This window comes from Novosphingobium sp. BL-S-21 (assembly GCF_055521655.1).
On the sequence record NZ_CM145495.1, the window covers coordinates 1,883,749 to 1,908,429 of the forward strand.

Genomic DNA, 24,681 nt, shown 5'->3' on the forward strand with positions numbered 1-24,681 from the left:
GTCTGGCCGGGCCAACACAATGAAATTCTTGTTAATCACTTCCTAACGCATTTATCCGTAGTTTTCCGGGGAATTAATTGGGGTTGCAGTGTTCAACATCTATCTTTGCATCCGTGACGGGCATGACCTGAAATTCGTCCTGCTCGCGGCGTTGATCTGTCTACTTTCTTCGCTGACGGCGCTTGCCCTGCTGCGACAGGCGGCGGGCTGCACGGCGGAGCAACTCCTGGGTATGCGGCGGCGCTGGTGGGCCCTGGCAGGCGTGAGCGCCGGCTTCGGCATCTGGGCCACGCATTTCGTGGCCATGCTGGGCTATGCGCCGGGCATGGTGGTCGGGTTCGAGCCGGGCCTGACACTGGCCTCGCTCGTCATTCCCGTCACCGCCCTTGCCATGGCCTTCGGACTGGCGGCGGAAGCGCGGGGCCGCCTGGCACTCGTCCTGGCCTCGGCCGTGGCAGCGGCAGGCATCGCCGCGATGCACTACACCGGCATGCTGGCGCTGGAAGTGCCGGCAACGATGCGCTGGCAGACCGGCTTCATCGTCACCTCGGTGATCCTGGCCTTCCTGCCGCTCTACCCCGCCTTTTCGCTCGCTCTCGACGGCCGCCGCCTCCGCGGCCTGCTGGCGGCGACCGGGCTGCTGTCCCTCTCCGTGGTCTCCCTGCACTTCACCGGCATGACCGGCCTCACCCTCATCCCCACGCGGATGCAGGTGCCCGAGCAGCTCATTTCCCCGCGGGAAATGGCCGCTGCCGTCACCGCGGTGACGTTCCTGCTGGTCGCGGTCTCGGCGATCTCGCTGGCGATCAGCCGCCGCACCGCCGCGGTCGTGGCGATCAGCGAGCGCAATTTCTCGTTCCTGGTGCGCGGCATTTCGGACTGCGCGATCTACATGCTCGATCTCGACGGCCGGGTGATGAACTGGAACGCCGGCGCCCAGCGCCTGAAGGGATATCCGGAAGCCGAAGCGCTGGGCCTTCACGTTTCCAGCTTCTACACCCCCGAAGACCGCGAAGCCGCGCTCGACCGCGTCGCCCTGGAAGCGGCCGCCAACCACGGCCGCTATTACGGCGAAGGCTGGCGCGTGCGCCGCGACGGCACGCGGTTCTGGGCCCATGTGACCATGGAGCCCATGCTGGACGAGCAGGGCCAGCCCATCGGCTTCGCCAAGATCACCCGCGACATGTCACGCTTCAAGGAGGCGCAGGACCGCATCGCCGAAGCCAGCCGCCAGCGCGATGCCGCGCTCGGCCACATGCACCAGGGCCTCTGCCTGTTCGATGCCGATGAGAAGCTGGTGCTCTGCAACCCGCGCTTCCTGGAGATGTACGGCCTGGCGCCCGACAGCCTCGTGCCGGGCATGCACCTTTCCGAAGTGATCCGCCGCAGCAGCCTCGGCCGCTTCGCACCGGAGGTGATCGCGGAGCGCGTCCTGCTTTCGCAGCGCGCCATTCTGGACAATCTCGCAGGGCCGTCCTCGCCGCCGATCCTGGCCGAATACCCGGACGGCACGGTGGTCTCCATCGCCAGCCGGCGCATGCCGGAGGGCGGCTGGGTCTCCACCTTCGACGACATTACCCGCCAGCACGAATCCGAAGCCCAGATCGCCCACATGGCGATGCACGACGGATTGACCGGGCTGCCCAACCGCACCCGCTTCAACTTGTGGATCGACGAGCGACTCGAACGGGCCAGCCGCATCGGCAAGCGCCTGGGCGTAACCGCCATCGACCTCGACCGCTTCAAGGAAATCAACGACACTTACGGCCACTCCTGGGGCGACGTGGTGCTGGCGGAACTGGCCCAGCGCCTGCAGTCCGTGATCGGCGAGGATGAGATCGCCGCGCGCCTCGGCGGCGACGAATTCGGCATTGCCAAGCTGTTCGACACGGACGAGCAGCTTGCCGAATTCCTGCGCCGGGTGGAACATTGCTTCAACATGCCCGTCGAGCACGAGAAGCAGGAACTCAGCTTCGGCGCGAGCCTGGGCGTTGCGGCCTATCCGCACGACGGGGCCGACCGCGAAGCGCTTCTCAACAATGCCGACCTCGCCATGTACCGCGCCAAGGCGCAGATCGGCGAGCGCATCTGCTATTACGAACCGGGCATGGACGAGACCGCCCGCGCGCGCCGTCAGCTTGCCAACGACTTGCGCCTGGCCATCGAGCGCGAGGAGCTGGTGCTGCTCTACCAGCCCCAATGCCAGCTGCGCAGCGGCGAGCTGTCCGGCTACGAAGCGCTGGTGCGCTGGCATCACCCGCAGCGCGGGCTGGTATCGCCCAGCGAATTCATCCCGATCGCCGAAGAATCGGGCGCCATCCTGTCGATCGGCGAATGGGTCCTGACGCAGGCCTGCCGGGAAGCGGTGAGCTGGCATTCCGAGCACCGCATCGCCGTCAACGTCTCGCCCATCCAGCTCGTCCAGCAGGATCTGGCGCCGATGGTGGCGCGGATCCTGATCGAGACCGGCCTCCCTGCCCGCAGGCTGGAACTGGAGATCACCGAAAGCGCGATCATCACCGACAAGGCGCGCGCGCTCAACAACTTGCGCCAGCTCAAGGAACTGGGCGTCGCCATCGCCATGGACGATTTCGGCACCGGCTATTCCTCGCTGGACACCCTCCACTCCTTCCCGTTCGACAAGATCAAGATCGACAAGTCGTTCCTGCTGGAATCGGACGAGAACGAACAGGCCCGCGCCATCATCCGCGCGGTCCTGGCGCTGGGCCAGTCGCTGCGCATCCCGGTCCTGGCGGAAGGCGTGGAGACCGCCAGCCAGTTCGAGCTGCTGATCCGCGAAGGCTGCGAGGAAGCCCAGGGCTATTTCCTCGGCCGCCCCGACCGCGCGCCCAGCCTGAAGCCCGAACCGCTGCGGATCCCGTCGGCTTTCCTAGAGGACGAAGTCGCCTGAGCGGGCCTCGGCACATTCATCGAGGCCGAATTCCGGGGCACGGCCTCGCGCCGGAATGCCCATCGCGAGCCCTGTCATAACGCCGCTCGTAAACCGCCGCTAAAGACTCCCTTGCCCCGGACAAAGCCATTCTGGTTGGCAATCCGGGGCCGGGAGTATCATCTGCCGCACCATGCAAGCGATTCCCGCCTCTATCGGCCGAGTCTATCTGGTCGGCGCCGGTCCCGGAGACCCCGATCTCCTGACCCTGCGCGCCGCGCGGCTGCTGATGAATGCCGCGCTCATCGTGCATGACGGGCTGGTCGATCCGGCCATCCTGGCGATGGCCAAGCCTTCCGCTCGGCTGGTCTCGGTCGCCAAGAGCCGCGCCCGCCACACCATGAAGCAGGAAGAGATCAACGCCCTGCTCGTGCGCGAAGCCCTGGCCGGAAGCGACGTCGTGCGCCTCAAGGGCGGCGATCCCTTCGTGTTCGGCCGCGGCGGCGAAGAGGCGGAAGCCTGCCATGCCGCCGGCGTTCCCGTGGAAGTGGTGCCGGGCATTTCCTCCGCGCTGGGGGCTTCGGCCGCCGCGCAGATCCCGCTTACCCACCGCGACCACGCCTCGATCGTCACTTTCGTGGCGGGCCAGTGCAAGGGGCTGGCCGATCAGGACTGGTCCGGCCTTGCCGGCAAGGGCCGCACCCTGGTGATCTTCATGGGCATCGCCACCTCCGCCCAGATCGCCGAGAAGCTCATGGCCGACGGCCTGGCGCCGGACGTGCCGGTAGCGGTGATAGAGAACGCCACCCGCTCGGCCATGCGCGTGCTGCGCGGACCGCTCGCCGGACTTGCCGACCTGATCGCGGATGCGAAGGTGCAAAGTCCCGCGCTTATCGTTATCGGGCACGTCACCGCAGAACCCGACAACACCATTCGCGCCCTGGCGCTGGAGGCAACAAAGTGAAGATCCTGACGGGCAACGACCTGAAGACCGGAGCGGTCATCTGGTGGACCGGCGTGGGCTGGTCGCTCGACGTCAACGAATCCGCCGATGTGGGCGAGCATGGCGCCGCCCTGGTGGCGCGCGAGGAAGGCGCCCAGCACGCCGTCGCCGCTTATGTCGTCGATGGCGAGAAGACCGCTGAAGGCATCCGCCCCGCCCATATCAAGGAGCGCATCCGCGCCCTCGGGCCGACGGTGCGCCTCGACCTGACGCCGAAAGCCTCCGACCCCGCAGCCGCAGACTGGGTGATCTGATGTACAAGTACGACGAATACGACCAGCAGATGGTCGATACGCGCGTCGCGGAATTCCGTGACCAGGTCCGCCGCCGCCTTGCCGGTGACCTGACCGAGGACCAGTTCAAGCCGCTGCGCCTGCAGAACGGCCTCTACCTCCAGCTGCATGCCTACATGCTGCGCGTCGCGGTGCCTTACGGCACGCTGAACTCGGCGCAGATGACGCTGCTGGGCGACATCGCGGACAAGTACGACCGCGGCTACGGCCACTTCACCACGCGCCAGAACATCCAGTATAACTGGATCAAGCTGGAAGACACGCCCGACATCCTGGCCGAACTCGCCAAGGTGGAGATGCATGCCATCCAGACCAGCGGCAACTGCATCCGCAATATCAGCTCCGACCAGTTCGCCGGTGCCGCCGCAGACGAGATCGTCGATCCGCGTCCTTATGCGGAACTGCTGCGCCAGTGGTCCAGCTTCCACCCGGAATTCCTGGTGCTGCCGCGGAAGTTCAAGATCGCCGTCATCGCCTCCGAAACGGACCGCGCGGCGATGCGCCTGCACGACATCGGCATCAAGATGGTGAAGAATGACGCCGGCGAGATCGGCGCCCAGTTCTACGCCGGTGGCGGCATGGGCCGCACCCCGATGATCGCGCCCCTGATCCGCGAATTCGTGCCGCTGGACCAGCTCATCACGTTCTCGGAAGCATGCCTGCGCGTCTACAACCGCTACGGCCGCCGCGACAACAAGTACAAGGCGCGCATCAAGATCCTCGTCCACGAACTGGGCCGCGACGAATACGTCCGCCAGGTCGAGGAAGAGTTCGCGCACCTGCTGACCCAGCCGATCGAGCCGCCGCTGGCCGAACTGGAGCGCATCAAGGCGCACTTCACCGCCCCGGCTTACGAAACCGCCGCGTCGGACGATCTGGACCTGACCGATCCCGACTTCCGCCTCTGGGTGGAGCGCAACACGCATGCCCACAAGCAGGCGGGCTACGTGATCGCCACCGTCAGCTTGAAGCCCGTAGGCGGCATCCCCGGTGACGCAACGGCCGACCAGATCCGCCTGATGGCGCAGCTGGCCAAGGACTACAGTTTCGACGAACTGCGCGTCACTCACGCCCAGAACATCGTCTTCCCGCACGTCCGCAAGGCCGACCTCTACACCGTGTGGCAGGCGCTCGACGAAGCCGGCCTCGCCACTGCCAACCTCGACACCGTGGGCGACATCATCGCCTGCCCCGGCCTCGACTATTGCTCGCTGGCCAATGCCCGCTCGATCCCGGTCGCGCAGAAGATCTCCGAACGCTTCGGCAGCGCCCAGCGCCAGGCCGAGATCGGTGAGCTGAAGCTGAAGATCTCGGGCTGCATCAATGCCTGCGGTCACCACCATGCCGGCCACATCGGCATCCTCGGCGTCGACAAGAAGGGCCTGGAAAACTACCAGCTCCTGTTCGGCGGCAGCGAGGGGGCGGATACCTCGCTCGCGAAGATCATCGGCCCCGGCTTCACCGAGGACGGCGTCGTCGACGCCATCGAAAAGGCCACCGAAGTCTATCTCGCCAACAAGGAAGGCGAGGAGCGCTTCCTCGACACCTATCGCCGTATCGGCATGGATCCGTTCAAGGAGGCCATCTATGGTTGAGGTCCAGTTCCGTTTCCGTGACGACGAAACCGTCAACGACCCCGCCGTCACCGTGGATTCGTTCTCCGAACAGTCCAACGCCTCCGCCGTCCGCATCGAGCCGGGCGACGATGCGCGCGACCTGCTGCCCTACCTCGACCGGCTCTCGCTCGTCGAAGTGAGCTTCCCGGCTTGGACCGACGGCCGCGGCTATTCCTCGGCGCGCCTGCTTCGCGAAGCGGGCTACCAGGGCGAGATGCGGGCCGTGGGCGATCTGGTGATCGACATGCTTTCGCACCTCAAGCGCTGCGGCTTCGATGCCTTCGCGCCCGACAAGGCCCTCAACGAACAGGACGCCCGCAATGCGTTCGATCGCTGGGACAACGTCTACCAGGCCACCGTCGTCGACGGTCGCCCGGCGATCTGGGCGAAGCGCCACCCGGCGTAACCGTCCCTATAGGGAACCACCGATGCCCCAGACCGAAGCTGCCCGTATTCGCGACCTGATCGACACCGGCCCTCGTTTCGACGAGGCCGATGCCGTTCGCCTCAACCGCCTCTTCCGCGGCACCGAAACGAGCGAGATGCTCGAAACGGTGCTCAAGGAACGCATGGTGGGCGATATCGCGATCGTGTCCAGCTTCGGTGCGGAATCGGCGGTGCTGCTGCATCTCGTCAGCCGCGTCGATCCCACGGTGCCGGTGCTGTTCCTCGAAACCGGCAAGCATTTCCCCGAGACCCTGGCCTATCGCGACCTGCTGATCGAGCGACTGGGACTGAAGGACTTGCGCAACCTCGTCCCCGATGCCGAGGAACTGGCGAAGAAGGACGAAAACGGACTGCGCTGGTCCTACGATCCCGACGGCTGCTGCGAAATCCGCAAGGTGAAGCCGCTGGAAAAGGCCCTGCTGGGCTTCGATGCCTCGTTCAGCGGCCGCAAGGCGTTCCAGGCCTCCACCCGCGCCACCCTGCCCCGCTTCGAGGTGGACACCACTGACGCGCAGGGCCGCCTCAAGGTGAACCCGCTGATCGACTGGTCGCCCGAGCGGATCGCCGCCTATATCGCCGAACACGACTTGCCGGCCCATCCGCTGGTCGCCGAGGGCTATCCTTCGATCGGCTGCATGCCCTGCACCAGCAAGGTCGCCGCAGGCGAAGACCCGCGCTCGGGCCGCTGGCGCGGCTGGAACAAGACCGAATGCGGCATCCACGTCGCCACTCATTCGGACTACACGACCAAGAACGCACCCGAGTTCGATCCGGGGCTCTGAGCAAGGGTTCGCTTGGGGAAGGGCTTGCCTGGAGCACTCCCCTGGCTGAAGCAGGACCTTGCCCTGGGCCTTTCGCCGGGACTCCGGCAGAGCCACAGCCGCGCAACCCATTGCAACAAACAAGACCAGGAGTGCAATTATTGCACTCCTGGTCGGGGTTGGCATGGCGCCGGGGTCCACTAGATCGCACTTGCCCCCAAAATATTGCAGTGCAACATGACCGATCAGCAAAAGGCCCATACTCACCCCGCGCTCGTCATCCTCGCCTTGGCGATGGGTGCCTTCGCCATCGGCACGACCGAATTCGCCGCGATGAGCCTCGTGCCCTATTTCGCGCGGGATCTCGGCCTGACCGAGCCCGAGGCGGGCCATGCCATCAGCACCTATGCGCTGGGCGTCGTGGTCGGCGCGCCGATCATCGCCGTTCTGGCCGCGAAATTGCCCCGGCGGGCCTTGCTGATCGGCCTCATGGCGCTCTTCGCGGTGGGCAACGCGCTTTCGGCCATGGCGCCCACATATCCGCTGCTGCTGCTGTTCCGCTTCATCAGCGGGCTGCCGCACGGTGCCTACTTCGGCATCGCCGCGCTGGTGGCCGCCTCGATGGTGCCGGCAAACCGCCGCGCCCAGTCGGTGGCGCTGGTCATGTCCGGCCTGACGGTGGCGACAATCATCGGCGTGCCGCTGGCCAACTGGCTGGGCCAGGCCTTCGGCTGGCGCACCGGCTTCGCCATCGTCTCGGTGCTGGCCGTCATCACCATGGCGCTCGTCGCGCTCTTCGCCCCGCACCAGAAGGCGGCCGAAGGCGCCAGCCCGATGCGCGAACTGGGCGCGCTGCGCCGTCCGCAAGTGCTGCTGACCCTGCTGACCGGCGCCATCGGTTTCGGCGGCCTCTTCGCGGTCTACACCTACATCGCCTCGACCATGATCGAAGTGACCAAAGTGTCCGAGCACCTCGTGCCGGTGGTCCTGGCCGTGTTCGGCGTGGGCATGACGGTGGGCAACCTGTTCTGGGCCTGGGCGGCCGACCGCTCGCTGAACAAGGCCGCGATCGGTGCGCTGCTGTTCAGCGCCTTCGCCCTTGCGCTGTTCCCGATGGCCGCGAGCAACGTCTGGACGCTGAGCGTGGTGGTGGTGATGATCGGTTTTGCCGGCGGCCTCGGCACCATTCTCCAGACGCGCCTGATGGACGTGGCGGGCGACGCGCAGGCCCTGGCGGCGGCGGCGCACCACAGCGCCTTCAACATGGCCAATGCGCTTGGCCCCTGGCTCGGCGGCCTGGCCATTTCGGCAGGCTACGGCCTGACCTCGACCGGCTGGATCGGCATGGGCCTGTCGCTGGGCGGGCTGGCGATCTTCCTGGTGACCCTGACCCTGCACAAGCGCGAGCACGAAGGCGCCATGGCCGGGCAGCCGGTCCCGGCCTGCTGAGGCCTTCCGCGCACCGCATGAAGAAAGGCCCGCGAGTTCGTCACTCGCGGGCCTTTTCGTGTCCGGCTGGCAGAGGCGTCAGCCGATCATCATGAGGCTGGCATTGCCACCCGCCGCCGTGGTGTTGATCGAGGTGGAGACTTCCTCCAGCAGCCAGACCAGGTTCGGCCCCGGCGTGCGGTGGACGGGCACGATCGGCCCGGGCAGTTCGGCCACGGCCTTGCAGGCCGCGCGAACCGCCTCGGCATCGCCTTCCACCAGGCAGGCAGCGAAATGTGCGCCGGCATCGGGAGCGAAACGGGCGGCCACGGTTTCGGGCAGTCCGGCCGGAAGCGCCATGCCCTCGACCGTCGCGGTATTGCCGGTGGCCAGCACGGCCGCCATTTGCCCGTAGAGCCCTTCCTGCGTCGCCGGGCGCAGCAGGATGCGGCCGCGCGGGTGAAGGGCATAGAGATTGATCTCGCCCACCGGGCCCGGCAGGCTCAGCTCCATGCCCAGCCCCGATCCGGCCGCCAGGCCGCGCGCCGCCGCCGCGGAAGCGGCATCGCCCTGCCCGGACAGCCAGGTCGCGAAAGCCTCCACCAGCGGCGCCGTCCTGGCGGGCGTATCCAGCACTTGCGGCGCCTGCCGCGCCAGTCGCCCGAGATAGAGCGGACCGCCCGCCTTCGGACCCGTGCCCGAGAGCCCGCGGCCGCCGAAAGGCTGCACGCCGACGATCGCGCCGATGGTGTTGCGATTGACGTAGAGATTGCCCGCGCGGATGGCCGAAGTCACTTGCTCCACCGTCGCGTCGAGGCGCGTGTGGAGGCCGAACGTCAACCCGTAGCCGGTGGCGTTGATCGCCTTTATCAGCGCGGGCAGTTCGTCGCGCTTGAAGCGCAGGACATGCAGCACCGGCCCGAACACCTCCCGTTCGATCTGGTCGATCGTCGAGATCTCGATGATCGTGGGCGCCACGAAAGTGCCCGATGCACACGTCGCGGGGATCGCCACTTGCTCGACCTTGCAGCCGCGCGCCTTCATGCGGGCGACGTGGCCGTCGATCATGCCCTTGGCCTCGGCCGTGATCACCGGCCCGATGTCGACCGCGAGTTCCTGCGTATTGCCGACCCGCAGCTCCGCCAGCGCGCCCTTAAGCATGACCAGCGTGCGGTCCGCCACTTCCTCCTGGAGGCAGAGCACCCGCAGCGCCGAGCAGCGCTGTCCGGCCGAATCGAAGGCCGAGGCGATCACGTCGGCAACCACCTGCTCGGCCAGAGCCGAGGAATCGACGATCATCGCGTTCTGGCCGCCGGTCTCGGCGATGAAGGGAACGGCATGGCCATGGGCCGAAACCCGTCCGGCCAGCTGCTTCTGGATGAGGCGCGCCACTTCGGTGGAGCCGGTGAACATCACTGCCGCCACTTGCGGCGCCGCCACCAGCGCGGCGCCCAGCTTGCCGTCGCCCGGCAGCAGTTGGAGCGCGTCCTTGGGCACGCCGGCCTCGTGCAGCAGGCGCACGGCTTCGGCAGCGATCAGCGGCGTTTCCTCGGCCGGCTTGGCCAGCACCGGGTTGCCTGCCACCAGCGCCGCCGCGACTTGCCCTGCGAAGATCGCCAGCGGGAAGTTCCAGGGGCTGATGCAGACCACCGGCCCCAGCGGCACCTGATCGGCGCCGAACGTCTCGCGGGCCTGCTTCGCATAATAGCGCAGGAAGTCGATCGCTTCGCGCACTTCGGCGATGGCATTGGCGGCCGACTTCCCCGCCTCGCGGATGACAAGGCCCATGAGCAGGCCGATCCGGCCCTGCATGGCATCGGCGGCAGCCTCCAGCATGGCCGCGCGCTCGTCCACGGATACCTGGCTCCAACGGCTGATCGCGGCGCGAGCGACGGCGACGGAGGCGGCTTCCGGGGCCACTTCGATCACCCGGCCCACCACGTCCGCGTGATCGGCGGGGTTGAGCACGGCGCGCTCGCCGCCCTGGGCATTGGCGGGCATGGCGAACCATTCGCGCGCGGCGGAACGGCGCAGGTCTTGCGACAGCACGGCCAGCGCCGCCTCGTCGGCCATGTCGATGCCGTCCGAATTGCGGCGGCCGGGGTAGAGGTCGGCAGCCAGCGGGATCAGGTCGTGCCGCGCGCCCGGATCGGGCATGGCGCGCACGACGTCTACGGGATCGCCCACCATCTCTTCCACGGGCACGGCCGGATCGGCGATGCGGTTCACGAACGAGGAGTTCGCGCCGTTTTCCAGGAGACGGCGCACGAGATAGGCCAGCAACGTCTCATGCGTGCCGACCGGCGCGTAGATGCGGCAGGGCCGGTCGAGGTTGTTCCCGGATTCGCCGGCGCCGACGACTTGCGAATAGAGCGGCTCGCCCATGCCGTGGAGGCACTGGAACTCGTACTGGCCGATCGCGAAGTCCGGTCCGGCCAGATGGTAGATCGTGGCCAGCGTCTGCGCATTGTGAGTGGCGAACTGCGGGAACACTGCGTCCGGCGCAGCCAGCAGCTTCTTCGCGCAGGCGACATAGGACACGTCCGTGTGGACCTTGCGGGTGAACACCGGGAAATCGGCCAGCCCGTCCACTTGCGCGCGTTTGATCTCGGCGTCCCAATAAGCGCCCTTCACCAGGCGCACCATCATGCGGCGCCCGGCGCGGCGGCCCAGATCGATGATCCAGTCGAGCACGAAGGGGCAGCGCTTGCCATAGGCCTGGACCACGAAGCCCAGCCCGTCCCAGCCCTGGAGTTCGGGATCGAGGGCCAGCGCCTCCAGCAGGTCCAGCGAGAGTTCGAGGCGGTCCGCTTCCTCGGCATCGATGTTGAAGCCGATGTCGTAGCCGCGCGCGAGCACGGCCAGCGCCTTCACGCGCGGCAGCAGTTCGCCCATCACGCGCTCCGCCTGGGCACGGCTGTAGCGCGGGTGGAGCGCCGAGAGCTTGATCGAGATGCCCGGCCCCCGGTAGATGCCGCGCCCGGCGCTCGCCTTGCCGATGGCGTGGATGGCGTTCACATAATCGGTGTTGTAGCGGTTGGCATCGGCGGCGGTGGTGGCGGCTTCGCCCAGCATGTCGTAGCTGTAGCCGAAGCCTTTTTCCTCCAGCGCGCGCGCGCGCTTCACGGCTTCACCGATCGTTTCGCCGGTCACGAACTGCTCGCCCATCAGGCGCATCGCCAGATCGACGCCGCGGCGGATCACCGGCTCGCCTGCGCGGGCGACCAGCCGCGTCAGGGCCGAGCCGAGGCCCTTGTCGTCGACCGAGCCGACCAGCTTGCCCGTCACCACCAGCCCCCAGGTCGCGGCATTGACGAAGAGCGACTTGCCGCCGCCGAGGTGCGCGCTCCAGTCTCCGTCGGAGATCTTGTCGCGGATGAGCGCATCGCGGGTGGCATTGTCGGGAATGCGCAGCAGCGCCTCGGCCAGGCACATGAGCGCCACGCCTTCCTGGCTGGACAGCGAATATTCCTGCACCAGACCTTCGACGCCGGTGCCCTTGTGATTGGCGCGCAAGGTGGACACCAGGTGGATGGCCGTCTCGCGAACCGCCTGGCGCTGCGCCTCGGGCAGCGTCGCTGCGTCAAGCAGCGGCGCCATGCAGGCGGCCTCGTCGCGGCGGAAAGCATCGGTGATCGCGCGGCGAAGCGGGGTCGGTTCGCTGACGGCGGGGGCGAAGGCGCCGAAGAGGGGCGTGCGGGCGGGCGTGTGGGTCATGAATCGCCAATATCCCAAGGCCGCTTGGCAATCCGACTTTTCACAGGCACAGATTGGTTCATCTGAACTTATCTTTCGGGATCTTGCAGGCCAAACGGATGGCAAATCGCGTAAAACACGTCGATCTGGACGAACTCGATCGCAAGATCATCGCCGCCTTGCGCGCCGACGGCCGCATGAGCGTCACCGACCTTGCGCAGAACGTAGGGCTTTCCAAGACGCCTTGCCAGGTCCGCATGCGGCGGCTGATCGATTCGGGGGTGATCCGGGGCTTCCGCGCCGTGGTCGATCCGGCCAGCCTGGGCCTTGACCATGTCGCCTTCACCGAGGTCAAGCTGTCGGACACGCGCGAGCAGGCGCTGAAGGAATTCAACGCCGCCGTCCGCCGCATTCCCGAAGTGGAGGAGTGCCACATGCTCGCCAGCCATTTCGACTACCTGCTGAAAGTCCGCACCACCGACATCCGCCGTTACCGCGAGGTTCTGGGCGAAAAACTGTCGAACCTGCCGCATGTTTCCAGCACGTCCACATATGTGGCCATGGAAACGGTGAAGGACGCCAGCAGCTAGCCCGGCCGATCAGGCCGGGCGGCATGCCTCACGGTACCCGCTCGCCCGTGACTTTCGCCGATCCGAACATGCCCATCTTGCACTTCCCGCCGAGAGTGTCTCCGCGCAGTTCCAGATCGTATTTGAGCGTGATCTTCATCGGTTTCTCCACCTTGAGATCGAACCGCAGGCGCCCGGCCTCGAACGTGCCGCCGCCGAAGTCCTGCCTGCCTTCCGGCGATGACAGGTAGCCGCTGACGGCGCTGCCCTCCACGTCGAAGTGCGCCAGCATCGCCTGCGCCCCCATCGGCGTCTTGAGCACCATGTTCCAGTCTCCCCCAGGGCCGCTCGCAGCGGCGGGCTGCTCATCTTTCGGCCCGGGGTTCGGTTCCGGTTCCGGCGCGATGGCGGCGGCAGGCGCCGGCTCGGCGCGCACCGGCTCCGGCTTGTGCAGGCCCGATACGTCGCGCTGTTCGATCACGTCGAGAATGCGGCCCGGCGTCAGCGGCAGGACAAGGTCCTCGATCTCCCCGAACGGCGAAAGGGCATCGGCGATGGCGTTCACCAGCGTGGGCGGACCGATGATCGCGCCGCCCTCCCCCACGCCGCGCATGCCGCCGATGGTCTGCGACGGGGTATTGGCGTGGACGAATTCGAACACCGGCACGTCGGAAATCGACGGCAGGAGGTAGTCCTTGAAAGTCGCCGCCTGCGGATTGCCCCGCGCGTCGTAAGGCATCTCCTCCAGCAGGACCATGCCGATGGCCTGTGCCAGCCCGCCGGAAATCTGCCCCTCGACCACGGCCGGGTTGATGACCGTCCCGCAATCCTCGGACGAGATCCAGCGCAGGATCGAGACGAAGCCGGTGTCCACATCCACTTCCACCACGGCAAGATGGGTGGCGCTGGTGAATGTCATCGGCGGCGGCTGATAACGGAACTGCATCTCCAGCCCGGTTTCCAGCCCCGGCGGCAGACGGTCGGGCTCGCCATAGGCGATGGCGGCAATCTCCGCGAGCGGCCGCGCCATTTCCGGCGCGCCCTCTACCCGGACCATGCCCGCGTCCAGCACCACGCTTTCGGCACTGGCATTGAGCAAGTGCGCGGCCACGGCACGCACTTTTTCCGCCAGCAGTTCCGAGCACCGGATCGCCGCCCCGCCCGCAATCACGCCCTGACGGCTTCCTGCCGCTCCGGGGCTGAAGCCACCGCGCGAGCTGTCGCCCTCGAACACGGTCACATCCTCGTACCGCACGCCCAGCCGGTCTGCGATGCACTGGGCCATCGTCGTGGCCGTGCCGTGGCCCTGCGAATGGGTGGACATCGTCGCGGTGACCTTGCCCGTCGGTTCGATCCGCACTTGCGCCAGTTCGCCGGTCATCGGCGCCATCGATCCCGCCGAGCCGGTCGGTTCGACATAGGACGCCAGGCCCACGCCCAGATAGCGCCCCTCCTGCCGCGCGCCCGCCTGTTCGCGGCGGAACTGCGCCATGTCGAAGTGCTGGAGCAGCTTTTCCAGGCATTCGCCGGGCGTGATGTCCTGCAGCGGAATGCCCATGCTGGTTACGGCGGGCTGGTCGGCAAGGTAGACGAGATTGCGGCGGCGGATCTCCACCGGATCGATCCCCAGCTTGCGCGCCGCCTTGTCCAGCAGGGTCTCGCGGACCAGCGATTCCATCGCCCAGGGCCCGCGATAGGCGGCAAGGCCGTTGGTGTTGGTGTACCATCCGCGCGAGACGAAGGCGTAGGCAGGCTGCTTGTAGGCCGCCCAGACGAACATGTGCACGGCGATATTGCTGTCCGCGCCTTGCGGGAAGGCACCGTTGTTGCAGTCGTAGATGCCGTGGGAACCGGTGAGCCGACCTTCCGCGTCGAACCCCGCCTGCAGGGTCATCTCCGCCTCGCGTGCCTGGTTGGATGCGGTGAGCGCCTCGTAGCGGTCCTCTATCCACTTGAGCGGCCGGCCCAGCAGCAGCGCCGCGACGATGACCGCGCTTTCCTCCTTCCACGGATGGTTCTTCAGCCCGAAGGCGCCGCCCACGTCCTTGGCGATGACCCGGATCGCGGTATCCGGCAGATCCAGCGCCAGGCTGACCCAGCGCGCCACGAGATGCGGGCTCTGGCAGGTACTCCAGAGCGTAAGTTCCTCCGATCCGTCGCGCGCGGCGATCACCCCGCGCGTCTCCATGGGCGCCTGCGAGATGCGCTGGTGGACCACCTTGTGGCTGAGCCGCAGCACCGATCCGGCGAGCTTGCGTTCCAGCTCCTCCTCGATGTCTTCGTCGCCGATTTCGGCCGCGACATTGCTGTCCATCCCGGCATGGATCGCCGCGGACGACCTGGCCTGCGCGATCGTGACGACGGGATCGTGCTCCTCGTACTCGACCTCGATCAGGGAGGCGGCGTCTTCCGCCATGGCGCGCGTCTCCGCGGCGACCATGACCACCGGCTCGCCGACATAGGCCACCTGACCGTCCGCAAGCGGCGCAATCGCAATCTCCGCCTCGGTAAAGAAGAACGAGAGCATGCGGATCGGCCGCGCGGCGAGGTCCGCCGCGGTCAGCACGGCATGGACACCGGGCATCTCGCGGGCGAATTCACTTTGGATGGACAGGATGCGCCCACGCGCCACGGGGCTGCGGGCGAAAGCGACATGGAGCATGCCGGGCAGGGTCACGTCGTCCACGAACTGCCCGCGCCCGGTCAGCAGGCGCGGATCTTCCTTGCGAAGCGCGCGTTTGCCGATCCAGCGCGTGGCACCGAGCCCACCGCCGGGCGCCTGCGCATTCATGCCGCCTGCCCCTTGCCGGCGGCGGGGCCGGTCGCCCCGTCTCCGCTTATGCGCTCGGCCCCGCCTCCGTACCTGCCCTCCGCCAGGGCCCGGGCAGCGCGCCGGATGCCCTGATAGCCCGTGCAGCGGCAGACATGGCCGGACATGGCGGCGATCATCGTCGCCTCGTCCGCGGGTTCCTCACCCGCCGTCAGCGCCGCGAAAGTCATCAGCACGCCCGGCGTGCAGAAGCCGCATTGCAGCCCGTGGGCCTCGCGCATGGCGTCCTGCGCCGGATGGAACGTGCCGTCCGGCGCGGCGAGGCCCTCCACGGTGGTCACGTCCGCTCCGTCTGCCTGGACCGCCAGCATCAGGCAGGCGCGCACGGCCCGACCGTCGACCAGGACCGTGCAGGCGCCGCAAACGCCATGCTCGCATCCCAGGTGCACCCCTGTGCAGCCCGCCTCCAGTCGCAGATGGTCCGCAAGGCTGGTGCGCGCCTCCACCCGGTCATGACGGCGGTGGCCGTTGACGGTCCATGCGATGGCGTGTTCGCTCATGCGGCTTCCCTCAGGTCCAGAACCTCGCGCAGTCCCCGTGCGAAGATGCGGCGGCCGACAGTACGGCGGTATTCCGCACTGGCGTGGTGATCGTCGAAAGGCGCGCTCTCCGCCACGGCCAGTCCCGCCACGGCCTCGACGTCGAGCTCGGCCAAGGCCGTGCCGAGCAGTGCCTCTTCGGCCCGGCGCATGCGGATCGGTGTCGGCCCCATGCCGAACCAGGCGAGCCCGGCCCGCGCCACCTTGCCGTCTTCCAGCACCAGCGCGCCGACCATGCCGACCAGCGCGAAGTCTCCGGGCCGCTGCGCCACTTCGCGAAACAGCACCAGATGACCCGCCGCCCAGTCGGGATAGACCACGGCCGTCAGCAGTTCGTCCGGCTCCAGCACCGTCATGTAGGGGCCGAGATAGAAGTCCGCCGCCGCGACGTGCCGCGTGCCCCTTGTCGAGATGATCTCCAGCGTGGCGCCCAGCGCGATCGCCGTCGCGGGCATTTCCGCCGCCGGCTCGCCGAGCGCGATCGATCCGCCCACCGTCCCGCGGTTGCGCGTCTGGTGGTGTCCGACATGGCCCAGAGCCGTGACCAACGCCGGGAGCCGCCGGGCGAGCGTTGCATCGGCCAGGGCCTCGGCCTGCCGCGTCATGGCGCCCACGCGAATCCCGCCCGCGACTTCGGAAACACCGCGCAGCTCCGCGATGCCGCCAAGGTCGACGAGGATGAAAGGCTGGCTCATCCGCAAGTTCAGCAAGGGCATGAGCGTTTGCCCGCCTGCCAGCACCGTCGCTCCCCCGCCGGCCTCCGCCAGCACCCGGCAGGCCTCGGCAACGGTGGCCGGGCGGACATAGTCGAACGGCGCGGGCTTCATCGCGGCGCTCCCCGGCGCCCGGCCTCGAAGGCGGCGGCGGCCGTGACCACCAGCAGCACCGCCACGCCCAGGAACTCTGCGTGCAGTCCTTTCACACCCAGCATGAAACCTGCCACCAGTGCCAGCACGAGCGCGGCCACCCAGCCCCAGACAGTTCCTCCCGGCACGGCACGCGCCCCGGGGACGAGCGGCGCGGAAAGCACCGGCGCCGTGGCAGTCGCCCCCTGCCCGGCGCCGGCTGCAAGCTCCCCCGCTGCAACCGGCGCCGGAGCGCCCCCCGTGACGACCTCCCCGAACCTGGTAAAAAACTTGCCGGCGAGATTCTTCGCCGTCGCATCGATGATCGGCCCGCCCAGCTGGGCCATGCGGCCGCCCACTTCCGCCTCGACTTCGTAAGCGACCAGCGTCCCGCCATCTTCGCCGTCACTGAGCCGCACTTTCGCGCCGCCCCGGGCGCTTCCGGCAATGCCCCCGTTGCCCGAGCCGGTTATCGTATAGCCATTGGGCGCATCGAGATCGGAGAGGTGCACCTGCCCCCGAAACCGCGCGCCGATGGGCCCGATCTTCACTTCCGCCACGGCAACGAAGCGATCGCCCCCCTCTCGCTCCAGGCTCTGGCAACCCGGAATGCACTGGGCGAGAACGACGGGATCGTTGAGCGCTTCCCACACCTTCCGGCGCGGCGCCGCGACCCGCTGCTCGCCCGTCATCTGCATTCGCGCTCTCCCGCTTCCCTGCCCGGCCCGTTTTCCGGCTTTGGCGATGAAACGACGGGACGGCCCGCAATGCAAGAACTATGAGCGACACTGTATCTTATTCCCCGGAGCGATGAGTCGCGCTGGCGCTGGCCGGAGGGCGGGGCGGCGGTTACGACATCTGCGCAAGGCCGGCGAACGGCGAATGGGAGAGATCATGAACGCTACCGTCATCGTCACCGGAGCCGCCGGAGGCATGGGCCGCCCGGTCGCCGCCCGCTTCGCCGCGCAAGGCCGCCCCTTGCTGCTGAGCGACGTGAATGCCGAAAGGCTGGAGGCCGTGGCCGCCGAACTGCGCCGGGACGGCGTGCCCGTCTCGACGCTGGCCGGGGACATTGCCGCGCCTGAATTCCCGCAGCGCCTGCTCGATACCCTGGGCGAAGCGCCGCTCTTCGCGCTGGTCCATACAGCCGGTCTCTCGCCGACGATGGCAGAGGCGCCGCGCATCCTCGAAGTGAACTATTTCGCCACCGAGCGCCTCGTGGCCGCGCTCCTGCCGCGATTCGAGGAGGGCGGATGCGCGGTGCTGATCTCCTCGATGTCGGCCTATCTCATCCCCGATCCGGCGATGGTCGCGGCCGTGCAGGACCTCGTCGCGGGCAAGGGGCGGGAAGATGTCGACCGTTTCTCCACCAATCCTGGCATGGGCTATACGCTGTCCAAGCGCGGGGTGATCGGGCTGGTCGGGCGGGAAGCGGCGGCCTTCGGGGAGCGCGGCCTGCGCATCACCTCCATCGCGCCCGGCTTCATCGACACCGAAATGAGCCGCGCCGAAGCCAAGGCGAGCGAGCAGATGGTGCGGATGATGGGTATGACCCCGCTCGGGCGGCAGGGACTGGGCGACGAAATCGCCTCCGTGGCGGAGTTCCTCTGCTCGCCGGCCGCATCCTATGTCAGCGGCTGCGACATCAAGGTGGATGGGGGGATACTGGGCCGCCTGGGCCTGTGATCCCCTGAGACGGTGACCCCCTGAGACGGAGGCCCCCTGAGACGATGACACTACGGGCGGGAAGCGCTGAAATGCGCTGGCCCGCCCGGTCGTGATGCCAAGTTCCGCCAGCGCCTGCGCAAACGGCAGCTCTGAGAAATCTTGTACTCTCCCAGAGAGGCCGGAATTCCTGCCGGAAACCGTGCCCTTGCGTCCTAGCTCTCGCACTCCATGACCGTCGCGATGCGGAAGGAGGCCCGGTCGAACAGATTGCGCTCATCCGCGACGATCTCGTCGGGCATGAGGTTCTGCGTAATATAGGCCAGGGTCTTGCGGAACACCGCTTCGTCCTCGAACCAGAGTTCGGTGATGACGTCCGGCCCATCGGTGAAATCGCCGGTTTCGGGATGCGGCTGGGGATCGACATAGCGCCGGATGTAGCGGCTGACGCCCCGCGAATAGCGCTCCGCGAGGGGCGCATGCCGCGTCTCGTAGTAGTCGCGGAACTGCTGCGGCGTCAGGTCGGCGCGCCGTTTCATGAACAGCAGGATCTTGTGGAATTGCCGGTCCATCGCGGGCCTCCTTCTCGTCCAGGCCGAGAGCTAGCACGCGGTCTCCCCGGCGACACCGGGAGCCGGGTCGCCGGGGCGATGAGCGGGCGGGCGCCGCCCGCCCGGATTCACTCCGCTTCGCGCACAACGCCCGCGCTGGCGTCGTTCGCCGGGGCATGGATGGCGGGCGCCACCGGAACCTGCGCCGCGCCCTGCACGAGATTGGCCAGCGACGCACCGTCAAGGCCAAGCTCCTTCATCAGCCCGTCGATCACCGGGGCCTGCGCACGGTACGCAAGCGCGGCACTGACTGCGTCGTTGGCCAGGTTGCCCGATCCGCCGACCGAAGCCGACGAAGCCGATGAACCGCCCTTCTGTGTCAGACCGTCGACCTGCACGATCTTGATCGAATCGATCGCCTCCAGCGGCCGCACGGATTCGCGCACGACTTCCGGCAGAACCTTGAGCAGGGCGAGCTTCATCTGCAGCGAGATCTGGTCGGACGAGAGCAGGTTCGCCGCTTCGTTGACCGCGCGCTGACCCGCCGCTTCCACTTCGAAACGCACGCGCGCGGCTTCGGCGCGGAGCTTCTCGGCCTCGGCCTCGCCTTCGGCGGCAAGGCGGAAGGCCTCGGCGCGGTTGGCGGCGGCTTCGCGTTCGGCTTCGGCTTCCACCTTGACCGAGATCGCCTGCCGCTCGGCTTCCTTGCTGGCCTCGATCAGTTCGATGCGCTTGGCGCGCTCGGCGATCTCGGTCTCACGGCTGGTGATGACCTGTTCCTCGGCGGCAACCGCCTTGGCGCGGGCCTCGTCGGCGTCAGCCTTGGCCTGGCTTTCCTCCCGGCTCTTGTTCTGGATGGCGATCTGCTGCCCCTGGCGCGCCAGTTCGACGGCCTGAGCCTGCGCGATCTTGGCCTGCTGGATGGTGCGATCCGATTCGATCTGCTGCGAATCGACCTGCTGCTTGGCGATGATCCGCGCTTCCTCGGCCTCGCGCCCCCGCAAGGCCTGCTCGCGCGCGACTTCGGCCGCCTGCTCGGCCCGGCGCATCTCGATCTCGCGCTCCTGCTCCAGCTTGGCGAATTCGTTGTCGCGCTGGATCGAGAGCGACTGGCGCTCCGCTTCCAGGTTCTTGGTTTCGATCTGGACGCGGGTGTCCTGCTTGATGTCGTTCCGCGCTTTCTTGCGCAGTTCGATCTGCTCGGTCAGCTTGGTGAGACCCTCGGCATCGAAGGCGTTGTTGGCATTGAAGTGCTCGATCGAGGTCTGGTCCAGCCCGGTCAGCGACACCGATTCCAGCTCAAGCCCGTTCATCGCGAGATCGGACGAGGAAACCTGCTGCACCTTCTGCACGAAGTCCGCGCGCTGTTCGTGAAGCTGGTTCATCGTCATGCCCGCCGCGACCGAGCGCAGCGCATCGACGAACTTGCCTTCGACCAGTTCCTTCAGCGCTTCGGGATGCATGGTGCGGGCGCCCAGGGTCTGCGCCGCCATGGCGATGGCACCGGCATCGGGGCGGACACGCACGTAGAATTCGGCCTTCACGTCGATGCGCAGGCGGTCCAGCGTGATGAGCGCATCCTGGTTCTTGCGCTCCACCGCCAGGCGCACGGTGTTCATGTTGACGGGCATGGTCTCGTGGAAGACCGGCAGGACCAGCGCGCCGCCGTTCATGACCACACGCTCGCCGCCGAAGCCCGTGCGCACGAAGCCGATTTCCTTGGACGCGCGCTTGTAGAGCCGCGCGAGCATCAGGCCCAGCGCCAGGAACAGGACGAGGGCGATGCCGGCTAGAATTCCGATGCCGACGAGATCTTGCATGTCTTCGATACTCCCCCCAGGCGTCGTCCGGCCAAAGCCCGGGACCACGCAATCAAATAGACAGGAAAGCTAGCAGAACAGGCGCGGATCTCCCAGGAAAACCGGCCTGACGCGCCGCGCTTTCAAAGCGTTAACCGCAGTTGTCACGCCCTGACGCACGGCCCTTTTCAGTCCAGGCGCGGCAGGTAGTGGTCGCCGCGCGCAATGGCCTTGAACAATTCGCCCTCGCGCCGCACCAGCAGCACCTTTTCGCCTTGCACGAAGCGCTGGTCGTGCAGATCGGGCTCCACCATGACATTATGCGATTGGCCGTAGTGATCGAACACGCGCCCGCGCGCCGGGCTTCCGGCCAGCGCGGTCCCGACCAGGATTTCCGCTTCCCGCCCGACCAGCGCCGACACGTCGATCGCGCTCGTCTCGTCCTGCGGGATGATCCGGCCGAGCCCCCGTGACAGCGCGCCAGTGATCGGCAGTGAAACGAGGGCAACGACGGGCGCGACGAGCCACGCGCTCCAAGCGCTCCCGGTCAGCGAGAGTAGCAGCTCCTGCGCGGAAATGCCGATCAGGCCGAACACGGTGAGCAGCAGCATGAGCCACATCAGGAACGGCACCCGGCCGAGACCGAGCACCGACAGCAGCCCTGCATCGACGCCGCCATGCCCGTGAAGGGTCCCATGGACGCCCGCATGAACATCGGCATGGACATCGAGGTGGGTATCGCCGCCGAGAAAATCGCCGAGACCGACGATCTGGAGCAGGGCGAACATCAGCATCAGCGCCAGGGCGACCGAAAACGGCAGGCTCCCCGCCCTCGTCAGCAGCTCAACCATCGTCGCTCGCGTCGATATACTTGGTCTCGAGGAAACGGCCGCGCGTCGCCAGCGCATCCAGGTCTCCGCGCGAGAGGTCCAGGCTCATCGCCTCGATCTGGCCGGCGATGACGTTGAGCCCTTCCACCAACTGCTGCGAAGGCGTGCTGCCGGCATGGGTCTTGTTGCGCAGCTCGGCGGGAATGCGGGTATAGCTGTCCACCAGCGAAGGCAGGTGTTCCGACAGCAGCTTGCGCACTTCATGCGCGGCGGGGCCGTTGTCCTGCAAGGTGGCAAGCTGCGGCGCCAGCTGTTCGAGGCGCACACCGATCATGTCCACGGCATCGACCGCGGCATTGGGCAAGGCGCGGCGGCGGGTTTCCAGCCAGAGTTCCGCCGATCCGGCCAGTTCGGGCAGTGTCGCGCTGCCCAGTTCCTCGGCACGGAGCTTGGGCGTGGCGGGATAGATCGAGAGCACCAGAAACACCGCGAAGGCCAGTAGCGTCGTCAGCACCGTGGTGGTGAAAGACAGCCCGCCGAGGATCAGCCCGGCGGTCAGGGCCACGATGAAGATGCCGAACAGCGCCAGGAAAGCACGGCGAATGCGGCGCCAGCGAAAGCTCCAGCGCTCCTTGCGGGCATTGTAAAGCCGCGCCGCGCGCTGGCGGCGTGCGGCACGGATCACTTCCTGGTTCGCGGCATTGCGACTGCGGGGCGTGACGGAATTGGCCATGGCTGTCAGTCGAGCGCCTCAAGCATGGCCTTCGCCGTCTTGTCGCTGCCCAGCGCCGTGCCTTCGGCCTGGCCTTGCGCGCGGGCGATATAGGCCTTGGACTTGGTGACCTCACCCTCCAGCGACTGCACGGTCTGCTTCATGGAATCGAGCGCCTGCATCTTGAAGGTGTCGATCGAATCCATCGTGTCGTAGATGTTCTGGAAGGCGCGGCTGAGCGTCTCCAGGGGGATCGTGGCGTTCGCCGCCTGCTCGTGGATGCGCGCGGTGTTGTCCTTCAGCATCTGGCCGGTGCCGTCGATGATCCGCGCGGTCGTGGTGTTGAGCGCGGTGATCTGGTCCAGCACCAGCTTCTGGTTGGCCATCGCCTGCGCCACCGTGACGGCGGTGCGCAGCGCGCCGACGGTGGTGGTGGACGCGCGGTCGACGCCCTTGATCAGCTCGACATTGTTCTTCTTCACCAGATCGAGCGCGAGGTAGCCCTGCACCGAGACGGCCATCTGCGTCAGCAGGTCCTGCGTGCGCTGGCGCACGTAGAACAGTGCGCTCTCGCGCACGGCCTTGGCCTTGGCGGGATCGACATGGTCGAGATCGGCGGCCTTCTGTTCCAGCGTCTCGTCCAGCGCCTTCGACATGAAGATCATCTGTTCGAGCTTGCCCATCGCTGCCCAGAGGTTCTGGCGCTCCACGTCGATGGAGGCGTTGTCCATCAGCAGCTCGTCCTTGCCGCCCTGCAGGCGGGCGAGGATCGCACCGATGTGGCCCTGCGCGCTCTGGTAGCCGTCGAAATAGTTGCGCAGCTTGTTGCCCATCGGGATGATCCCGAAGATCTTCCGGCGCGAGAGCAGGTCGCCCTTGGTGGAGGGGTCAAGGTCTTCCACCGTGCGGCGCAGTTCGGCAAGGTCGGCGCCGACACCGGCGTCCTTGTCCATCGCGCGCACCGGGCGGTCGAGGAAACGGTTGGACTGGCCCGAAGCCTCGGAAATCTCCTTGCGGCCCATGCTGGTGATCTGGTCGACACGGCGGCCGAATTCGGGCGAGTTCACGTCCTGCGACACGAGATCGGCCACGAACTCGTCCACCCGGACCTGCAGCTTGGACTTCTGCTCATCCCCCACGGGCACGAGACCGGCCGCCTTCTCGGGCTGGACCACGGGCACCGGATCGGGAGGCGTCAGCTTCAACTCACCCCCAACTGCCTGATCGGTCGTCGTCGCCATGAAAGAAAATCCCCGTCCTTCAAGAAATGTGTCCTGGCCAACGAATCTAGGATTGCCGGCGAATACTGCAAGCAAAACAGGAAGGCGTCGCTTTACGGTTCGACGAGCGGGGTGGCCCCTTCGTCGGTCTCCGCGCCGTCCGGCATCATCAGCATCGTATCGTCCCGCGCCACGAAGCAGAGCCTGAGCCCCGCCGCCCGCGCCCGGCGGACGGCCAGATCCGTGGGGGCGGAGATCGCCACCAGCAGCGGACAACCGGCGCGCGCCGTCTTCTCCACCAGTTCGTAGGAGCAGCGCGAGGTGACGATAATGAAGCCCTGCGCCGGATCGACCCCTGCACGCGCAAGCGCGCCCACCAGCTTGTCGAGCGCATTGTGGCGGCCCACGTCCTCGCGCAGCGCGATGACATTGCCCGCCTCGTCGCAGAAGGCGGCCGCATGGGTGGCGTGGGTTTCGCGCCCCAACACCTGGCCGGCGCGCAAGGCATCGAGCCCGCGCCGGATCGCCGGGGCCCCCGCCCGGCTGCGCCGGGTCAGCAGCGGCAGGGGCCGCAGGGCCGCTTCCACACCCTCGATGCCGCAGATGCCGCAGGAGCTGTCTCCCACGCGGCGCCGCGCCCGCTCGACGATCAGGCCCAGCCGTTCCGGCGGCAGGTTCACGCGGGCGACGTAGCCGGCGCCCCAGTCCCCGTTCTCCACCGCGTGAACGGCCACCTCGCCCACTTCATCGGCGGCGGCCAACCCTTCGGCCATGAGGAAACCGGTCACGAAATCCTCGATCTGCAGCGGGGTCGCCATCATCACTGCGTAAGCGATGCCGTTGGTCTCTATCGCTACCGGCGCTTCCACGGGGATCGCGAAAGCCTCTCCCGCGGGGTTTTCCGCGGGCATCCGCGCGCCATAGGCACTGCGCCGGACCCTGATCGTCTCTGCACCGTTCATACGCGTTTTCTAGCCGGGCGGCCGG

The 24,681-nt window shown here is 67.4% G+C and carries 20 protein-coding genes; 9 read left to right on the forward strand and 11 right to left on the reverse strand.

Features of this window, described 5'->3' with window-relative positions; translation table 11 throughout:
• The first annotated feature begins 88 nt into the window (after positions 1-88).
• The 7 genes from ACZ1J6_RS07430 to ACZ1J6_RS07460 all read left to right on the forward strand — a co-directional run bounded on the left by ACZ1J6_RS07430 (position 89) and on the right by ACZ1J6_RS07460 (position 8,459).
• Positions 89-2,911, forward strand: a complete 2,823-nt coding sequence (locus tag ACZ1J6_RS07430; protein WP_465127232.1) for a bifunctional diguanylate cyclase/phosphodiesterase — start codon at positions 89-91, stop codon at positions 2,909-2,911.
• Positions 2,912-3,083: 172 nt separating this feature from the next.
• Positions 3,084-3,854: a uroporphyrinogen-III C-methyltransferase gene (gene cobA / locus ACZ1J6_RS07435; RefSeq protein WP_132267360.1), complete on the forward strand. Its 771-nt coding sequence runs from the start codon at positions 3,084-3,086 to the stop codon at positions 3,852-3,854.
• Positions 3,851-4,147 (forward strand): DUF2849 domain-containing protein, encoded by a 297-nt coding sequence (locus ACZ1J6_RS07440; RefSeq protein WP_132267362.1) that lies wholly within the window; start codon positions 3,851-3,853, stop codon positions 4,145-4,147. Before cobA ends, ACZ1J6_RS07440 begins: the two co-directional genes overlap by 4 nt.
• Entirely contained in the window at positions 4,147-5,781 is a 1,635-nt protein-coding gene (locus ACZ1J6_RS07445; RefSeq protein WP_132267364.1) for a nitrite/sulfite reductase, read from the forward strand. Before ACZ1J6_RS07440 ends, ACZ1J6_RS07445 begins: the two co-directional genes overlap by 1 nt.
• Positions 5,774-6,208: a DUF934 domain-containing protein gene (locus ACZ1J6_RS07450; RefSeq protein WP_132267366.1), complete on the forward strand. Its 435-nt coding sequence runs from the start codon at positions 5,774-5,776 to the stop codon at positions 6,206-6,208. Before ACZ1J6_RS07445 ends, ACZ1J6_RS07450 begins: the two co-directional genes overlap by 8 nt.
• Before the next feature lie 22 nt (positions 6,209-6,230).
• Positions 6,231-7,031, forward strand: coding sequence for a phosphoadenylyl-sulfate reductase (locus ACZ1J6_RS07455; RefSeq protein ID WP_132267368.1), 801 nt, complete (start codon positions 6,231-6,233; stop codon positions 7,029-7,031).
• A 216-nt stretch (positions 7,032-7,247) separates the two neighbouring features.
• Positions 7,248-8,459, forward strand: a complete 1,212-nt coding sequence (locus tag ACZ1J6_RS07460; RefSeq protein WP_132267370.1) for an MFS transporter — start codon at positions 7,248-7,250, stop codon at positions 8,457-8,459.
• Between the two features lie 78 nt (positions 8,460-8,537).
• On the opposite strand, the gene putA is transcribed toward ACZ1J6_RS07460, so the two are convergent.
• Complete coding sequence (putA, locus tag ACZ1J6_RS07465; RefSeq protein WP_465127233.1) at positions 8,538-12,155, reverse strand: trifunctional transcriptional regulator/proline dehydrogenase/L-glutamate gamma-semialdehyde dehydrogenase; 3,618 nt, start codon at positions 12,153-12,155, stop codon at positions 8,538-8,540.
• A 98-nt stretch (positions 12,156-12,253) separates the two neighbouring features.
• Here putA and ACZ1J6_RS07470 point away from each other — a divergent pair, with 98 nt between their 5' ends.
• Positions 12,254-12,724 carry an Lrp/AsnC family transcriptional regulator gene (locus ACZ1J6_RS07470; protein WP_132267373.1) on the forward strand — a complete coding sequence of 157 codons (471 nt, stop codon included), beginning with the start codon at positions 12,254-12,256 and terminating at the stop codon, positions 12,722-12,724.
• A 28-nt stretch (positions 12,725-12,752) separates the two neighbouring features.
• On the opposite strand, the gene ACZ1J6_RS07475 is transcribed toward ACZ1J6_RS07470, so the two are convergent.
• From ACZ1J6_RS07475 to ACZ1J6_RS07490, 4 genes are read right to left on the reverse strand one after another with little or no spacing between them, the layout of a single operon-like run.
• Entirely contained in the window at positions 12,753-15,494 is a 2,742-nt protein-coding gene (locus tag ACZ1J6_RS07475; protein WP_465127234.1) for a xanthine dehydrogenase family protein molybdopterin-binding subunit, read from the reverse strand.
• Positions 15,491-16,033, reverse strand: coding sequence for a (2Fe-2S)-binding protein (locus tag ACZ1J6_RS07480; RefSeq protein WP_132267376.1), 543 nt, complete (start codon positions 16,031-16,033; stop codon positions 15,491-15,493). The genes ACZ1J6_RS07475 and ACZ1J6_RS07480 overlap by 4 nt, the downstream gene beginning before the upstream one ends.
• Positions 16,030-16,899 (reverse strand): FAD binding domain-containing protein, encoded by an 870-nt coding sequence (locus ACZ1J6_RS07485; RefSeq protein ID WP_132267378.1) that lies wholly within the window; start codon positions 16,897-16,899, stop codon positions 16,030-16,032. The genes ACZ1J6_RS07480 and ACZ1J6_RS07485 overlap by 4 nt, the downstream gene beginning before the upstream one ends.
• Positions 16,896-17,615 carry a CoxG family protein gene (locus tag ACZ1J6_RS07490; protein WP_132267380.1) on the reverse strand — a complete coding sequence of 240 codons (720 nt, stop codon included), beginning with the start codon at positions 17,613-17,615 and terminating at the stop codon, positions 16,896-16,898. The genes ACZ1J6_RS07485 and ACZ1J6_RS07490 overlap by 4 nt, the downstream gene beginning before the upstream one ends.
• Before the next feature lie 196 nt (positions 17,616-17,811).
• Between ACZ1J6_RS07490 and ACZ1J6_RS07495 the strand changes: the two genes are divergently transcribed.
• The gene (locus tag ACZ1J6_RS07495) at positions 17,812-18,603 is read left to right on the forward strand and encodes an SDR family NAD(P)-dependent oxidoreductase (RefSeq protein WP_165921449.1); all 792 of its coding nucleotides are present in this window, start codon (positions 17,812-17,814) and stop codon (positions 18,601-18,603) included.
• Positions 18,604-18,797: 194 nt separating this feature from the next.
• On the opposite strand, the gene ACZ1J6_RS07500 is transcribed toward ACZ1J6_RS07495, so the two are convergent.
• The 6 genes from ACZ1J6_RS07500 to fdhD all read right to left on the reverse strand — a co-directional run bounded on the left by ACZ1J6_RS07500 (position 18,798) and on the right by fdhD (position 24,656).
• Entirely contained in the window at positions 18,798-19,154 is a 357-nt protein-coding gene (locus ACZ1J6_RS07500; protein ID WP_132267383.1) for an EthD domain-containing protein, read from the reverse strand.
• A gap of 107 nt (positions 19,155-19,261) precedes the next feature.
• On the reverse strand, positions 19,262-20,953 hold the full coding sequence (locus ACZ1J6_RS07505; RefSeq protein WP_465127235.1) for a flotillin family protein: 1,692 nt from the start codon (positions 20,951-20,953) through the stop codon (positions 19,262-19,264).
• A gap of 167 nt (positions 20,954-21,120) precedes the next feature.
• On the reverse strand, positions 21,121-21,783 hold the full coding sequence (locus ACZ1J6_RS07510) for a YqiJ family protein (RefSeq protein ID WP_465127236.1): 663 nt from the start codon (positions 21,781-21,783) through the stop codon (positions 21,121-21,123).
• Positions 21,776-22,495: a hypothetical protein gene (locus ACZ1J6_RS07515; protein WP_132267388.1), complete on the reverse strand. Its 720-nt coding sequence runs from the start codon at positions 22,493-22,495 to the stop codon at positions 21,776-21,778. Before ACZ1J6_RS07515 ends, ACZ1J6_RS07510 begins: the two co-directional genes overlap by 8 nt.
• A 5-nt stretch (positions 22,496-22,500) precedes the next feature.
• Positions 22,501-23,715 carry a toxic anion resistance protein gene (locus tag ACZ1J6_RS07520; RefSeq protein WP_465127237.1) on the reverse strand — a complete coding sequence of 405 codons (1,215 nt, stop codon included), beginning with the start codon at positions 23,713-23,715 and terminating at the stop codon, positions 22,501-22,503.
• A gap of 92 nt (positions 23,716-23,807) precedes the next feature.
• The gene (fdhD, locus tag ACZ1J6_RS07525; RefSeq protein ID WP_207913023.1) at positions 23,808-24,656 is read right to left on the reverse strand and encodes a formate dehydrogenase accessory sulfurtransferase FdhD; all 849 of its coding nucleotides are present in this window, start codon (positions 24,654-24,656) and stop codon (positions 23,808-23,810) included.
• Between the last annotated feature and the right edge of the window lie 25 nt (positions 24,657-24,681).